The sequence below is a fragment of the Enterobacteriaceae endosymbiont of Plateumaris consimilis genome (genome assembly GCF_012563145.1).
Classification (GTDB): Bacteria; Pseudomonadota; Gammaproteobacteria; order Enterobacterales; family Enterobacteriaceae.
Window position 1 is genome coordinate 173016 of sequence record NZ_CP046230.1, and the last position, 16225, is coordinate 189240.

Annotated in this window: 17 protein-coding genes and 2 tRNA genes; 8 read left to right on the forward strand and 11 right to left on the reverse strand. The window is 19.0% G+C overall.

From position 1 onward, the window contains the following. Window positions 1-6: 6 nt before the first annotated feature. Window positions 7-1056: an extracellular solute-binding protein gene (locus GJT81_RS00800; protein ID WP_169785455.1), complete on the forward strand. Its 1050-nt coding sequence runs from the start codon at window positions 7-9 to the stop codon at window positions 1054-1056. A 17-nt stretch (window positions 1057-1073) separates the two neighbouring features. Here GJT81_RS00800 and trhO read toward each other — a convergent pair whose 3' ends face one another. After that, a complete protein-coding gene (gene trhO, locus GJT81_RS00805; protein ID WP_247645445.1) occupies window positions 1074-2018 on the reverse strand; it encodes an oxygen-dependent tRNA uridine(34) hydroxylase TrhO in 945 nt (314 codons plus the stop codon). Window positions 2019-2043: 25 nt separating this feature from the next. Next, a tRNA-Leu gene (locus tag GJT81_RS00810) sits at window positions 2044-2130 on the reverse strand. Window positions 2131-2273: 143 nt separating this feature from the next. On the opposite strand from GJT81_RS00810, the gene GJT81_RS00815 reads away from it, so the two are divergent. From GJT81_RS00815 to aroC, 3 genes are all read left to right on the forward strand, one after another. Continuing rightward, window positions 2274-2346: transfer RNA gene (locus GJT81_RS00815), tRNA-Asn, on the forward strand. Between the two features lie 116 nt (window positions 2347-2462). Then, window positions 2463-3407, forward strand: coding sequence for a 50S ribosomal protein L3 N(5)-glutamine methyltransferase (gene prmB, locus GJT81_RS00820; RefSeq protein WP_169785456.1), 945 nt, complete (start codon window positions 2463-2465; stop codon window positions 3405-3407). A 7-nt stretch (window positions 3408-3414) separates the two neighbouring features. Next, window positions 3415-4488 carry a chorismate synthase gene (gene aroC, locus GJT81_RS00825; protein WP_169785457.1) on the forward strand — a complete coding sequence of 358 codons (1074 nt, stop codon included), beginning with the start codon at window positions 3415-3417 and terminating at the stop codon, window positions 4486-4488. On the opposite strand, the gene GJT81_RS00830 is transcribed toward aroC, so the two are convergent. Further along, complete coding sequence (locus GJT81_RS00830; protein WP_169785458.1) at window positions 4489-5094, reverse strand: peroxiredoxin; 606 nt, start codon at window positions 5092-5094, stop codon at window positions 4489-4491. 130 nt (window positions 5095-5224) lie between these two features. Here GJT81_RS00830 and yajC point away from each other — a divergent pair, with 130 nt between their 5' ends. Genes yajC through secF form a run of 3 tightly spaced genes read left to right on the forward strand, consistent with a single transcriptional unit; the run spans window position 5225 to window position 8421 of the window. Further along, complete coding sequence (gene yajC / locus GJT81_RS00835) at window positions 5225-5578, forward strand: preprotein translocase subunit YajC (protein WP_169785459.1); 354 nt, start codon at window positions 5225-5227, stop codon at window positions 5576-5578. 27 nt (window positions 5579-5605) lie between these two features. Further along, complete coding sequence (gene secD, locus GJT81_RS00840; RefSeq protein WP_169785460.1) at window positions 5606-7435, forward strand: protein translocase subunit SecD; 1830 nt, start codon at window positions 5606-5608, stop codon at window positions 7433-7435. A gap of 41 nt (window positions 7436-7476) precedes the next feature. Next, window positions 7477-8421 (forward strand): protein translocase subunit SecF, encoded by a 945-nt coding sequence (gene secF, locus GJT81_RS00845; protein WP_169785461.1) that lies wholly within the window; start codon window positions 7477-7479, stop codon window positions 8419-8421. Window positions 8422-8565: 144 nt separating this feature from the next. Here secF and rsmC read toward each other — a convergent pair whose 3' ends face one another. The 5 genes from rsmC to GJT81_RS00870 are packed head-to-tail and all read right to left on the reverse strand — an operon-like array spanning window position 8566 to window position 13001. Beyond that, window positions 8566-9594 (reverse strand): 16S rRNA (guanine(1207)-N(2))-methyltransferase RsmC, encoded by a 1029-nt coding sequence (gene rsmC / locus GJT81_RS00850; protein ID WP_169785462.1) that lies wholly within the window; start codon window positions 9592-9594, stop codon window positions 8566-8568. Between the two features lie 5 nt (window positions 9595-9599). Further along, on the reverse strand, window positions 9600-10433 hold the full coding sequence (locus GJT81_RS00855) for a symmetrical bis(5'-nucleosyl)-tetraphosphatase (protein ID WP_169785463.1): 834 nt from the start codon (window positions 10431-10433) through the stop codon (window positions 9600-9602). 24 nt (window positions 10434-10457) lie between these two features. Then, the gene (apaG, locus tag GJT81_RS00860) at window positions 10458-10835 is read right to left on the reverse strand and encodes a Co2+/Mg2+ efflux protein ApaG (RefSeq protein WP_169785464.1); all 378 of its coding nucleotides are present in this window, start codon (window positions 10833-10835) and stop codon (window positions 10458-10460) included. 13 nt (window positions 10836-10848) lie between these two features. Further along, the gene (gene rsmA / locus GJT81_RS00865) at window positions 10849-11652 is read right to left on the reverse strand and encodes a 16S rRNA (adenine(1518)-N(6)/adenine(1519)-N(6))-dimethyltransferase RsmA (protein WP_169785465.1); all 804 of its coding nucleotides are present in this window, start codon (window positions 11650-11652) and stop codon (window positions 10849-10851) included. A gap of 50 nt (window positions 11653-11702) precedes the next feature. Beyond that, on the reverse strand, window positions 11703-13001 hold the full coding sequence (locus GJT81_RS00870) for a peptidylprolyl isomerase (protein ID WP_169785466.1): 1299 nt from the start codon (window positions 12999-13001) through the stop codon (window positions 11703-11705). 219 nt (window positions 13002-13220) lie between these two features. On the opposite strand from GJT81_RS00870, the gene djlA reads away from it, so the two are divergent. After that, entirely contained in the window at window positions 13221-14204 is a 984-nt protein-coding gene (gene djlA, locus GJT81_RS00875) for a co-chaperone DjlA (protein ID WP_169785467.1), read from the forward strand. A gap of 23 nt (window positions 14205-14227) precedes the next feature. Here the strand turns inward: djlA and acpS are convergent, their stop codons facing one another. Genes acpS through rnc form a run of 3 tightly spaced genes read right to left on the reverse strand, consistent with a single transcriptional unit; the run spans window position 14228 to window position 16201 of the window. After that, the gene (gene acpS, locus GJT81_RS00880; protein ID WP_169785468.1) at window positions 14228-14611 is read right to left on the reverse strand and encodes a holo-ACP synthase; all 384 of its coding nucleotides are present in this window, start codon (window positions 14609-14611) and stop codon (window positions 14228-14230) included. Between the two features lie 45 nt (window positions 14612-14656). Further along, window positions 14657-15499 carry a GTPase Era gene (gene era / locus GJT81_RS00885; RefSeq protein WP_169785469.1) on the reverse strand — a complete coding sequence of 281 codons (843 nt, stop codon included), beginning with the start codon at window positions 15497-15499 and terminating at the stop codon, window positions 14657-14659. A 24-nt stretch (window positions 15500-15523) separates the two neighbouring features. Then, the gene (gene rnc, locus GJT81_RS00890; RefSeq protein WP_169785470.1) at window positions 15524-16201 is read right to left on the reverse strand and encodes a ribonuclease III; all 678 of its coding nucleotides are present in this window, start codon (window positions 16199-16201) and stop codon (window positions 15524-15526) included. Window positions 16202-16225 lie beyond the last annotated feature (24 nt).

A 16225-nucleotide genomic window follows, 5' to 3' on the forward strand; every position in this document is an offset into this window, starting at 1 on the left:
GATTATATGATTTTTTTAATAAAATTAATATTTATTTTTTTTATATTTAATTTACCAATTAAATGTTTATATGCAATTACTAATAATAATACAGTTGTTTTTTATAATTGGACAGAATATGTACCTGAAGGTTTATTAGAAGAATTTACTAAAGAAACTGGAATTAAAGTTATTTATTCAACATATGAATCAAACGAAAGTATGTATGCAAAGTTAAAAACTTATAAAAAAGAATCTTATGATCTTATTGTACCTTCTACATATTTTATTGCTAAAATGAAAAATGAAGGTATGTTACAAAAAATTGATAAAAAAAAATTAACAAATTTTATTAATTTAGATTCTAAATTTTTAAATAAATCTTTTGATCCTAATAATGATTATTCAATTCCATATATATGGGGTGTTACAACTATTGCTATAAATAGCAATGAAATAAATTTAAATAACATAAATAGTTGGTCAGATTTATGGAATCCTAAATATAAAAATTTAATTTCATTAGTTAATGATGCTAGAGAAGTTTTTCAAATAGCATTAATGAAATTAGGTTATTCAGGTAATGACACTAATTTAAATCATATTAAAAATGCATTTAAAGAATTAAAAAAATTAATGCCTAATATCGTTACATTTAATTCAGATAATCCTGGTATTCCTTTTATAGAAGGAGAAGCTGTATTAGGAATGATATGGAACGGATCTGCATATGCAGTTAAAAAATTAGGTATTCCTTTAAAAATTATTTGGCCTAAAGAAGGTGGAATTTTTTGGATGGATAGTTTTGCTATTCCTTCTAATGCAAAAAATGTAGAAGGTGCTTTAAAATTAATTAATTTTTTATTAAGAGCAAAAATAGCAGCTCAAGTAGCACAAATAACAGGATATTCGACACCTAATTTAGCAGCAAAAAAATTATTACCTAAAAATATGATTAATGATAATACATTATATCCAAATGATAAAATCATTAAAAAAGGTGAATGGCAAAATGATATAGGTGATGATATTAATAAAGAATATGAAATTTATTTTCAACAATTAAAAAATTTATAGAAAATATTTAATAAAATTTATTTTAAATAAATATTTTTACATTTTTTACTACAACAATTATAATATTTTTCTTTACATAAAGGACATTGAATAAATAATAAATGACAATAATTATTTTTACAATTAGTATGTATATCATAAAAATTATTACATTGATAACAACGTGAAATAATATCTGTAGTTACTGATTCTGCCATTCTATTGTCAAAAACAAAATTTTTTCCTTTAAATTCAATAGGCAAATTATTTTTTTTAGCATCATTAATATAACCAATAATACCACCTTTAATATGAAAGATATTTTTAAAATTATTAAATATTAACCAAGAAGTAGCTTTTTCACAACGAATACCACCAGTGCAATATAAAATAATATTTTTATCTTGATATTTTTTTAAATTACATAACAACATTGACATTTGTTCTCTAAAATTACGTGATGATTTAAATATAATAGCATTATTAAAATGACCTATTTCATATTCATAATAATTTCTGATATCTATAAGAATAGTATTTTTACTATCTATCATTTTATTTACTTGCGAAGCATTTAAGTATTTTCCAATAATATTAAATTTTAAAAAATTAAAGTTTTGTATATTATCATTTAAAATATTTTTTTTATGTATAACTTTTAAAACCCAAAATGCATTTTTTTTATGTTCTATTGCTAGATTTATATATAAATCTTTTAATTTAGGATTTAGTTTATATAAAAAAAATTTTATTATATTATAAAAATAACAAGGAACACTAATTTGTGCATTTATTCCTTCATGAGAAATATATATTCTACCTAAAATATCTAAAGCATTAAATAAAATGTAAATATTATCACGTAATGATAATGGATCATTTATAAAAAAATATTTATAAAAAGATAATATTTTTCTTTCTTCGTTTTTTTTAAATATGATTTTTTTTAATTTAAAATTAGATATTCTATTGTAAAGTAACATAATAAATAATCCTTATAGATTAGATTACCGAAGATCGGACTTGAACCGATATATCATAAAAAATGATGGTTGATTTTGAATCAACTGCGTTTACCTATTTCGCCACTTCGGCATAATATTTTACAATAAATATTGTATATTATAACATAATAATTATATATTCAATTTATTTAATCATATAAAATTAACCTTATTTGATATAATTATCTTGACAGTAATATATTATTAATAATAATATAAATAGATATCTAATAATCCTCTGTAGTTCAGTTGGTAGAACGGCGGACTGTTAATCCGTATGTCACTGGTTCGAATCCAGTCAGGGGAGAATACTAAATAATAAATTTTATTTATTAATTTATGATTATATCTTTTTTCAATATTTTAAATTATATTAATAAAATTATGAATTATTAATTATTTATTTATTAATTTACTATTTTTATGAATATAAATTTAAAAGATCTTCTTCAACAAGACATTTTAAATGAACTTTTATCTATTAAAGATATGGTTCGTTGGTCAGCTAGTTGTTTTAGTATATCTAATATATGGTATGGACATGGAACTGATAATCCTTTAGATGAATCTATTCAATTAATATTACCTATATTAGGATTACCACCACATATATGGAATAATATATGTGATGCAAAATTAACTTTAAAAGAACGAAAATTAATATTTAAATTAGTGTCTAAAAGAATAAATAATAGGATACCTATAGTATATTTAACAAATAAAACTTGGTTTTGTGGACATGAGTTATATATTGATCAGAGAGTATTAATTCCTAGATCACCAATATCAGAATTAATTAATAATAAATTTCAATCTAATGGATTAAAATTAACATTTACTCCTAAAAATATATTAGATTTATGTACTGGAAGTGGATGTATTGCTATTGCATGTGCATATTTATTTCCTAATGCTCATATAGATGCTATAGATATTTCTTTAGATGCTATTAATGTCACCGAATATAATGTTGAATTACATGGTTTAGAAAACCGTATTACTCCAATTCATAGTAATTTATTCGAAAAATTATATAACTTTCCTACTTACGATTTAATAATAGCTAATCCACCTTATATTGATAAAAAAGAATTAAAATATTTACCTAAAGAATATTCATATGAACCACAATTAGGTTTAATATCTAAAAATAATGGATTAGATATTATTAATGATATAATCTTAAATTCTTTTTTTTTTCTTAAAAAAAAGGGTTTTTTAATATGTGAAGTAGGAAATCAAATAAAATATATAAAAAAAAAATATCATTTTATAAATTTTAAATGGTTAAAAATAAAAAATGGAGGTACAGGTATATTTAAATTAAGTCGAAATACAATAAAAAAAATAAGAATAATGAAAAGGTAAAAATATTATGTCAGGTAATAGTATTGGAAAAATATTTCGCGTAACTACTTATGGAGAATCTCATGGTATTGCTTTAGGATGTATTGTAGATGGTGTTCCTCCTGGTATTCCTCTAAAAGAATATGATTTACAAAAAGATTTAGATAAAAGAAGACCTGGACACTCTAAATATACCTCTCAAAGAAAAGAATTAGATATAATTAAAATTATGTCTGGGACATTTAATGGTTTAACTACTGGAACAAGTATTGGTCTTATGATTAAAAATATAGACCAAAGATCACAAGATTATAATAATATTAAAAATATATTTCGTCCTGGACATGCTGATTATACATATCAAAAGAAATATGGTATAAGAGATTATAGAGGTGGAGGACGTTCTTCTGCAAGAGAAACAACTATGCGTGTTGCCGCTGGTGCTATTGCAAAAAAATATTTATTAATAAAATATAATACTAAAATCAGAGGTTATTTATCACAAATGGGTAATATTATTTGTGATTTTAAAAGTTGGTCAGAAGTAAATAAAAATCCTTTTTTTTGTCCTAATATAGATCAAATACAAGATTTAAAAAATATGATAAATAATTTAAAAAAAATAGGAAATTCTATAGGAGCTAAAATTACTATTATTGTAGAAAATATACCAGTAGGACTAGGTGAACCAGTTTTTGATAAATTAGATGCAGATTTAGCTCATTCTATAATGAGTATAAATGCCGTAAAAGGAATAGAAATAGGTGATGGTTTTAAATCTGTTAATACATTAGGAAGTGATTATCGTGATGAAATTAGATCTAATGGATTTCAAAGTAATCATTCTGGAGGCATCTTAGGAGGAATCAGTACAGGACAAAATATTATTATCAACTTTGCTATAAAACCTACTTCTAGTATTTCTACTATAGGTAGAACAATAAATTTAGATAATAATGAAGTTCAATGTACAACACAAGGTAGACATGATCCTTGTGTTGGAATAAGAGCTATACCTATAGGAGAAGCAATGGTAGCAATCACAATATTAGATCATTTATTACGTTATCGAGCACAATGTGCAGATATTTTATTTAAATAATTAATTTAATTCATTTATGTTATTAGTTAAATAATCAGATATTCCTACTGATGTAGGTATTATGCTTTTTTTACCTTTTTCCCACTGAGCAGGACATACTTCACCATATTTTTCATAATGATTTAAAGCATCAATCATTCTTATCATTTCATTAACATTTCTACCAAAAGGTAAATCATTTACTAATTGATGTCTTATAATGCCTTTTTTGTCTATTAAAAAAGAAGCTCTTAATGCAACTCCTAGTTCAGGATATTCAATACCATATTTTTTTTGTATTTCTTTTTTCAAATCAGATATCATTATAAATTTAATTTTTCCAATACCGCCATTTTTAATAGAAGTATTACGCCATGCATTATGAGTAAATTGTGAATCACATGAAATTCCTAAAATGTTGACATTTCTTTCATTAAAATCATTATAATGATTATTAAATGATATTATTTCTGAAGGACAAACAAATGTAAAATCTAAAGGCCAAAAAAATATAACAGTAACTTTATTTTTAGAATATTCTATAAAATTAAAATTATTTATAATTGAACCATCATTTAAAACTGCTGAAGCATTAAAATCAGGAGCTTTTTTTGTAACTAAAACCATAGTAAATTCCTAAAATTTTATTTGATAAAACATAATTTTTTATGTTATTTTATATAATAATTGTTTATCATTCAATTAATTATTTTAAAATTTTAAAATAATTATATTTCATTATTAAGGAATAAACTAGATGAATTTTTTTATTTCCAATATAGAAGCTGCTACAACAGCTACAAATAACGGAATGCATTCTAAAGATAATATTATTTCTTTATTTGTTATGATTTTAATTTTTGGTATAATATGCTATTTTATAATAATTAAGCCTCAAAATAAAAAAAATAAAGAAAAAAGAGAATTAATAAATTCACTTTCTAATGGAGATGAAATATTAACAACTGGTGGAATTATTGGGAAAATTGTTAAAATATCAGATTGTGGATATATTACTATCTTAATAAATAAGAATAATCAAATTATTATTAAAAAAGATTTTGTAATTGCAATTGTACCTAAAGGTACTATAAAAAAACTTTTTTCATAATTTATTATTACCAATAGGAATATTGTCGTGTTAAATAAATATTATTGGTGGCAAAATACTTTAATAATTTTATTTATAATAATTGGTATTATATATTCATTACCAAATATATATAGGGATATTCCTGTTGTTCAAATTAATATTTTAAATAAAAATTTTTCAAAAGAAAAAATAATAATAAATATTAAAAATAAATTAATCTCTAATAAAATTAATTTTACAAAATTTTTTTTAAATAAAAATAATAACATTAATATTATTTTTAATAATATAAATAATCAATTGCAAGCATACGAAATTCTTAAAAAAAATTCATCTAAAAAATATATTGTAATAGTAAAATCCATTTCATCTATTCCAAGATGGTTATCTTTTTTAAGAGCAAAACCAATAAAATTAGGGTTGGATTTAAAAGGTGGTATTTATTTTTTATTAAGAGTTAATAATAATTATATTTTTCAAAAATTACGAGAACAAAATATTGAAGATTTAAAACTAATATTAAAAAACAAAAATATTTTGTTTAAATTAAAAAGGTCTTATAATTTTAATTATAAAATTTTTTTTAAAAATAATGATATAAGAGACAAAACAATAAATTATTTAAAAAAACAAAATAATAACTTTGTTAATTATAATGTTATTAAAAACGGTTTGTTAGTTTCTATGAAAAAACAATGGTTTGTAGATTTGAAAGAAACTATTATAGAAAATAACATAAACGTACTACGTAATCGAGTTAATCAAATAGGTATTTCTGATGCTATAGTACAAAGAAAAGGTATAAATAATATTGTTATAGAATTACCAGGTATACAAAATTTTTCAGAAGCAAAAGAAATATTAGGTAGTACAGCAACATTAGAATTTCATTTAGTTAATAATAATATAAATAATGTTCAAAATAAAAATGTTTCTTATTATTTATGGAATAATAAAATACCTATTTTGTTAAATAAAAAAATAATAATAGATGGATCAAATATTATTCATTCTAATGTTAGTAGAAATGAATATAATCAACCACAAGTTAATATTTTTTTAGATAAAAAAGGAGGAGATATTTTATCTAAATTTTCTGAAAAACATATTGGAGATAATATTGCAACAGTACTCGTAGATTATATAAATAGTAATAAAAAAGATATAAAAGGAAATATTATACAATATAAAAAAGAAGAAATAATAAATATAGCAACTATACAATCAAAATTAAATAATAATTTCAAAATAACTGGTTTAAAAAATATAAAAGAAGCAAAAAAACTATCAATTTTACTAAGATCTGGTTCATTAAGTGCACCTATACAAATAATAGAAGAACAAAATATTGGTCCTTCAGTTGGTCAAGAAAATATTAAACAAGGAATAAAAGCTTGTATTATAGGTATTTTGATATGTATCATATTTATGATATTTTACTATCATATATTTGGTATAATTGCAATTATTGCTTTATTTATTAATCTCATTTTTACTATTAGTTTTCTTTCTCTTTTACCTGGAGCAACACTAACAATGTCAGGTATTGCAGGAATAGTTTTGGCTTTAGCTATTGCTATAGATGCAAATGTTTTAATTAATGAAAGAATTAAAGAAGAATTAAATAATAAAGTATCTATTCAAAAAGCTATAGATTTTGGTTATAAAGGAGCATTTTCTAGTATTTTTGATGCAAATGTAACTACATTAATCACTTCTTGTGTTTTATATAGTTTAGGTTCTAGAGAAATACAAGGTTTTGCTATTACTACTTTTATTGGTATTTTAACATCTATGTTTACTTCTATAATTATTACTAGAGCAATAGTAAATATTATTTATGGTGGTAAAAAAATAAAAAAGTTACCTATTTAATAAATTATTAATTTTAATATAAATGGAGAATATTAAAAAATATGTATTTTTTTTTTAACAAAATCAAAATAATTAAACAAAATAAGTTAAAATATTATGATTTTATGAAATGGAATAATTATGCTTTATTTGTTTCAGGAATATTAATTATATTATCTATAATAATTATATCATATAAAGGTTTAAATTGGGGAGTAGATTTTACAGGTGGTACGATAATAGAATTACACTTTCAAAATCCAATTAGTAAAATTAATAATACTAGATTATTAATACAAAAATTATATTCTTCAAAAATTGAAATTAATTCAATCAATAATAATCATAATTTAACTCTCAAACTATCAAAAAATCAATCTATTTTAAAAGATAAACAAATAATGGATCCAAAACTAATAAATTTAATTCAAAAATTATATAAACAAAAATTTGTAATTAAAAAAATAGAATATATAGGACCAAATATAGGTAAAAATTTAATTTTATCTGGTATTGCTACTATAATGGTTACTTTAATAGGTATTTGGATATATGTAGGTTTACGTTTTGAATGGCATTTAGCATATAGTACAATAATTTCTTTATTACATGATTTAATTATTACTTTAGGTATAATATCAATATTTTATATTGAAATAGATCTCTCTATTATTTCTTCTCTTATGTCTATAATTTGTTATTCTCTTAATGATAGTATTGTTATTTCAGATAGAATACGTGAAAATTGTTATAAATTAAATAATTATAATATTTATAAAATAATTAATTTATCAATTAATCAAACATTTAAAAGAAGTATTATTACTTCACTAACAGTTTTAACTATGATATCTATTTTATATGTTTTTGGAGGTATTGTATTAAATAATTTTTCTTTAATTATGTTTATTGGTGTAATTTTTGGAACTATATCTTCTATATATGTAGTATCTTCTTTAGCACTTAAAATGGGAATGAACGTTAATAATATGATTAATAATAAATAATAATTAATATTATATTTTACAGAAAATTTTTATAATATTTATTATTAATATTTACTAAAAATATATTTACTAATAATATATTTACTATTAGATTAGTGTTTTTTATTAATTTTTATTAGATCTTTTATTAATACATAATTTATATTAAATATTTTTCATACTATATACTGTGTAATTTTTATTTTTAGATAAAGTATTTATTTTAAATTTTTTTTTCAATGATTTAAAATACGGTAAAAAATTATTTATAACAAAACGAAGTTCTCCACCATAATTTAGATAATTTTTTGCATTATAAATTATTTTATATAATATATCTAAAGAATAATTTAATCCTATATGAAGAGGTGGATTTGATACAATTAAGTCAAATTTTTCATAAATATTAGAATATATATTACTTGGAAATATATATGTATTTTTAATTTGATTTATAAAAATTGTTTTTTTACTTGACGTAATAGCATTAGAATTTATATCTACTAAAAATAATGAATACTTTTTATTAGTACTACTACCTATTATTGTAGAAATAATACCAGAACCACAACCAATTTCTAATATTTTACCTTTTATGTTGTTATTATTTTTAATAGTAGAAATTAATAATTTACTACCATAATCTAATTTTTTAGAACTAAACACACCAGGCAAACTATTAATAGTATAGTTTTTATAGAAATAATTAATCCAATAAATATTTTTATTAAAAATAATTTTTTTACGTAAAATTCCATAATAAATACTACATTTTCTTGCACTAATAATTTTATTAAAATGTATATCATTATTAAAGTTTGCTATATTTTTTATTTGATTTATACCACTATTATTTTCTCCTATTACATAAATATCACTATTTATATCTAAAATAGATAATATATTTTCTAACAGAAAAATTGATTCACTTTTATTTTTTGACCAAAAAAATAAAAGTGTATTAAAATTATTTATTAATATATTTTCAACTAAATCGTAATGTACTTTATTATTTAAAAACTTTTTTAACCATATATAATAATCATATTGATGAGTATTAATAAAGCTAATAAAAGTATTTAAATAAATTGGTATAGAATCTCTAATATTTCCAGAAAAAATTACATTACGATTTACAAATTTATTTTTAAATTTATGTAAAATATATTTACTAATAGGTAATAATTTAAACATAAGTTTTAAATTTTACAATTTTTTGTATAAAATTTTTTATTTTCCCAAGAAAACATTGTTAATTTGTTTCCCCAACAACAACCAGTATCTAATCCCATTATGTGTGGAGGAGTATATCTCCCATTTAAAGATGACCAATGACCAAATAATATTGTATATTTTTTATATATGTCATTAGGTATTAAAAACCATGGTTTTAATAATTGAGACACATTTTTAGGTTCTCCTTTTGTTATCATTTCTAATGTTCCATCTGGATAACAATATCTCATTTTTGTTAATGAATTTATAATAAAATTAAAACGTTTAAATCCTGTAAGTTTATTATTATTCCAGTTATTTATTTGATATTTTTGATTATACATAGAAGCAAAAAAAATTTTATTATTTTTACTTATTAAAATATTTTTTACTTCACGTGAAACAGATTTTAATATATCGATATTATTCCATTGTGGAGTAATACCAGCATGTGTCATTATAATTTTTTTTTCTTTATTTATTTGAATTAAAGGTTGATATTTTAACCAATTATCAACAATAATAGAAATTTTTTTATTTGCTAATAATTCTAATATTTTTTGATCATATATAGTTCCAGTATTAGGTATACCTGAATGTAAAGCTAATAAATATAAATCATGATTACCTAATACTAACTTTACAGATTCTTGAATATTATATAAATAAAATAATATTTTATCTGAATCAGGACCACGAGCAATAATATCTCCAGTTATCCATAATTGATCTTTTTTATAGTTAAAATTAACTTTGTTTAATAAATATAAGAATTCATTATAATAACCATGAACATCTCCAATAATATAAGTAGTCATATAATTTTTATGTATTAATTTAAATTAATGAATATAAGTTTTAATTGCTAAACGAAAAACAGGAATATCTACATGAAAAATATTTCCATTTTCATCTATCATAATGTAATGTCCTTGCATAGTACCAATTGGAGTTTCTAAAATAGTTCCACTAGTATATTTAAAATCACTCCCTGGTTTTATATATGGTTTTTTACCTATAACTCCTTCACCATGTATTTGAGTTTTTTTACCGTTACCATTTGTAATGATCCAATAACGACTTATTAGTTGTAATAATTTTTTACTCAAATTATTAACAGTTACAGTATATGCAAAAACATAACGATTAGATTTAGGAATAGATTGTGGTTCTATATAAATACTATCTATTTTTATATAAACTTGAGATAATGATTTCATCAGTTTATATCCTTTATAAAGAATGACTGTATAATTCTAAATATTTAGCTAATTGACAATATTCCGATATTGAAACATTTTCAGCACGAATTTTATAATCTATACCAAAATAGTTTAAATCATCTATTGAAAATAGATCTTTTAAACTATTACGTAATATTTTTCTTCTCATACTAAAAGCTTTTTGTACCACTATTTTTAATAAATTAATATTATTTAATTTATAAGGATTATTTTTATAAGGTTTTATATATACCATATTAGATAATACTTTAGGAACAGGATAAAAAGATACTGGTTTTATCTCTATTAAAGATTTTATCTTACAATAAAATTGTGACATAATACTTAAACATCCATAATTTTTTTCACCAGTATTTGCAATTAAAGCATTTACTACTTCTTTTTGCATTATAAAATTCATATCTTTTATATCATTTATATAATTTTTAAATAAATAAAAAATTAATGTAGTAGCAATATTATAAGGTAAACTACCAAAAATACGTATTTTTTTTTTGTATTTTTTAAATAAAATATTAAAATTAAATTTTAAAACATTAGCTAAAAAAATTATAATTTTAGATTCTATAATTTTTTTATTACATTTTAAATAATTTACAAAATTTTGATCTATTTCAATAACTGATATAAAATTATTATATTTTATCATAGGTATAGTTAATGCACCTAATCCAGGTCCTATTTCTACCATAATATTAGAAGATTTAGGATTAATAATAGAAATTATTCTATTAATAACTAATTTATCTTTTAAGATATGTTGTCCATATTTTTTTTTAAAAAATAATTTCATTTTATATTTCTTATAAAGATTAGTATATAATTAAATTATTAATAATTTAATTAATAATTATTATTTAACATATTATTTATATATACTCCACTTAAATATGTAAAAAACCAATGATTTAATTCTTGAAAAAATTTTTGACTAAAAATAATATCTTTTGCTTTTTTTTCAAAAAAAGAATCTTTTTTTGAAAGATCTTGAACATTTATCAATTTTAATAAAAAAAAACCATTATTATTCTCAATAATAGAACTAATTTCATTTATTTTTAATGTATTAATAATTTTTTGTATATCTAAAGAAAAATTTTCTAAAAGAATCCATTTATTATTTATTCTAGAATGTGATTGAATTAATTTATTTTCATCAGAAAACAAATTCATTGCTTTTTCAAAACTTACTTTATGATGAATAATCATATTACGGATATTATTTATTTTATTAATTAATAATTTTTTATTTAAATTATTTTTTTTAAAAAAAATGTATTTTATTAAAATTTTTTTATTCGTATTATTATTAATTTTTAAATTATTAATTCTTAATAAATAAAATCCTGAATCTAAATATATAGGACCTATTATGTCTTTTACATTTACTAAATCTAAATAATTAATAAATTTTTCTGGAATAAAATCTTGTGTTATCCAACCTAAATTTTTTACTTGAATATCTTCTTTTTTGTAAAAATTTATGTTTTTTTTACTAAATAAAATAAAATGATTATTTTTTAATTTATGTATTAATATTGTAGTTAAATACAATTTTTTATTGTAATCATTTTTTAATGAATTTTTATTAATTGGTATATAAAATATCGTAATGTTATATTGTATTCTTTTTTTATCTTTCATATATAAAAAATGTTTCAAAGATTGTACTTCTTCATCAAAAATAACAATAGTATTTTTTACTATTTCAAGTTTTATTAAATTAACAATTAATTCTTTTTTTATAAAATTATGATATTCATTATAGTTTATTTTATTATTTATAAGTTCTTTATTAAAAATATTAATATTAATATTAAAATTCATTAATATATTATTAATAATATTATTAATATTTATATCTGGTATATAAATATTATAATTTTTACTTATTTGTAAAGATATATTATTTAGAAATAAATTTTTAATAATTGTTTTGTTTAAAATATTTGAATTAATTAATAAGTATTGATTTTTTTGTTTATTAAATACATTAATTAAATTACAAATATCCTGTTTTGTAATCATATCATTATTAATAATAATTCCTACTTGATCAACCATTTGAAATGATGCATATAAATTATTATAATATGTTAAAAAACATAAAGTAATAATACAAATTATTTGTTTAATTTTCACTTTTTTCCTTTTTTTTAAATAAAATTTTTAATTATAAAAATTTAATTTATATTATAATTAAATAAATATTTAAAATAATATTTAAAATAATATTAATTTTTATTTATAAATAATATTAAAAAATATTTATTATATAATATAATATAAAATGAATTGTAAATAGTATAGTAATATTTATATAAATATATATTGATATTAAATAAAACTATAATTTTTCATATGTTTATTGAGGAGTATATGTTGTATTGGGGTAAATTAATTGGTTTTTTAATTAGTATAATTTTTGGAAATAATTTTTCTAGTATAATATTTGGTATTTTAATTGGTTCTATAATAGATAAAATAAATGAAATTTATAACGAAAATCAATATTTTGATAATCAAGAATTAATAAAAAAATTATACATAAAAACTATTTTTGAAGTTATGGGATATATTAGTAAATCTAAAGGTTTTATTAGTAATAAAGATATTAAAATGACTACAGACTTAATGAAAAATATGAATTTTGATAAAAAAGATATTTTATTTGCACAAAATTCATTCAAAAATGGTAAAAAAGATGATTACCCTTTAATTTATAAATTAAATAACTTATATAATATATTAATTACTAGAAATGATTTAATAGATAATTTTATAGAAATTCAAATTAAAATAGCATTTATAAATGATTATTTAGATAAAAAAACAAAAAAAATATTATTTATAATATTTAATCAATTCAATATATCTGAAACACAAATAAGATATTTTATAAATAATCTAATTATAAATAATTCAGCAAAAACATTCTTTTTTAAAGATTTTTTTAAATATTATAATAATAACAATAATAGTTATTATAATGATAATTTTTATTATGATTATAATCATCAATATAATTTTTATGATGATCAATATAATTATTATGATAATCAATCTAATTATTATTATAATGATCAAAATAATAACAATAAATATTATAATAATAAAGAGGATTCTAATCAATTAAATATAGATAAAGCTTATATAATATTAGGAGTACAAAAAAATGATAGTCTATTAAAAATCAAAAGAGCTTATCGAAAATTAATGAGTAAATATCATCCTGATAAATTAGTATCAAAAGGATATTCTCCAGAAATTTTAGAAAAAGCTAAAATAAAAACACAAAATATACAAGCAGCATATAATTTAATAAAAAAACAAAAATCTCATTAAGTAAAATATTTAATCTAATTAACTTAACCTTCAATTATAACAATTGCACAAACATATTTTTTTTCATCAGAAAATGATACGTGAATTTTTTTATATTTCATTTTATTTGCAATATTTAATGCTTGATGAAAAATTTTTAATTTTGGTTTACCATTTTTATTAGAATATAATTCAAATTGATTAAAAAATATTCCGTCAGTAAATCCAGTATTTAAAGCTTTTACTGCTGATTCTTTAATAGCAAAATGTTTAGCTAAAAAATATATATTATTTTTATAATTATTATTATAATTATTCTTTTCATTTATAGTAAGAATTTTATGTATAAAACGATATTTAAATTTATCAAAAATTTTTTTAATTCGACTAACTTTTACTATGTCAATTCCTATTCCAATAATTTTCATATTAAATTTTATTTAAAATTAATAAATCTAAAAAGATATTTAAATTTATTTAAGTTTAATCCATATTTTTAATGTAACTTTTTTATTAAAAAATTTTTCTATACTATTTTGAGATCTATTTATAATAAATTTTATCATATTAGCATTTTTACCTATTAATATTTTTTTTTGACTTAATTTTTTAACATAAAATAATACATTAATATTTTTTGAGAGAGTTTTTGGATTTTCAATAAATGATTCTATTTTAATTTTTAATTTATATGGTAATTCATTATGAATATATCTTATAATATATTCTCTTATTATTTCAGAAATAATTAGTTTTTTAGATTGATTTGTAATATAATTTTTTGGAAATACATGTTTTTTGTTAGGTAAAATTTTAAATATAATATGATTAATATCATTAATATATAACTTTTTTTTTGCTGAAATCATAACTACATCAGTAAAAAAGATTTTTTTTTTAATAAAATTAATATGTGATAACAGTATTGTTTTATTATAGATTTTATCTATTTTATTAATTACAATAATGATTGGAATAAAAATAATAATATTATTAATTATTTTTATAATTTTTTCTTCTATATAATTCCATTTGTTTTGATCTAAAACTAATAAAATTGCATCAAAATTATTTTTACTAAATAAACTATTATAAATAATATTATTATTCTCTATTAGACCAGGAGTATCAATATATTCAATTTGATAATTTTTGTGATTATATATTCCAGAAATATTAAAACAAGTAGTATTTATTTTATGAGATGTAATAGAAATTTTTTTTCCTATTAATTGATTTAATAATGTAGATTTTCCTGAATTAGTTCTACCTAACATTAAAACTCTACCAAAATAAAAAGATATTATTTTATTCACTTTTTTAAAAACCTATATTATAAATTAAATTCCTAATTTAATTAATGCATGTTTTGCTGCCGATTGTTCTGCTTTACGACGACTAGAACCTATTCCTGTTATTATTTCTGACATACCGTTAATTTTACATTGAATAGTAAATTTTTGATTATGTACTTCTCCATTTATCTGTATTATAAAATAATATGGTAATGGTAAATGAGATCTTTGTAAATATTCTTGTAATTTTGTTTTAGGATCTTTTTGATTATTTCCAGGTATGATTTCTTTTAATCTAAACTTATACCATTTTAATATAATTTTTTCTACAATTCTAATATTAGAATCTATACAAATACTACCAATTAAAGCTTCCATAGTATCTGCTAAAATAGATTCTCTATTATATCCTCCATTTTTTAATTCTCCTGGACCTAATAATAAATATTCACCTAATTTAAATGATCTAGCAATACTAGCTAATGTATTACCTCTTACTAAAGTAGCTCTCATACGACTCATATTACCTTCATTTATGTTAGGAAATTTATTGTATAATTCTTTAGCAATAATATAACTAAGTATAGAATCTCCTAAAAATTCTAATCTTTCGTTATGTTTACAGCTTGCACTTCGATGAGTTAAAGCTTGATACAATAAATTTTGATGTTTAAAAATGTAACCTAACTTTTGTTGTAATCGATTCATCATAATAAAATTCACAGAATTATATTCTTATATTTTTAT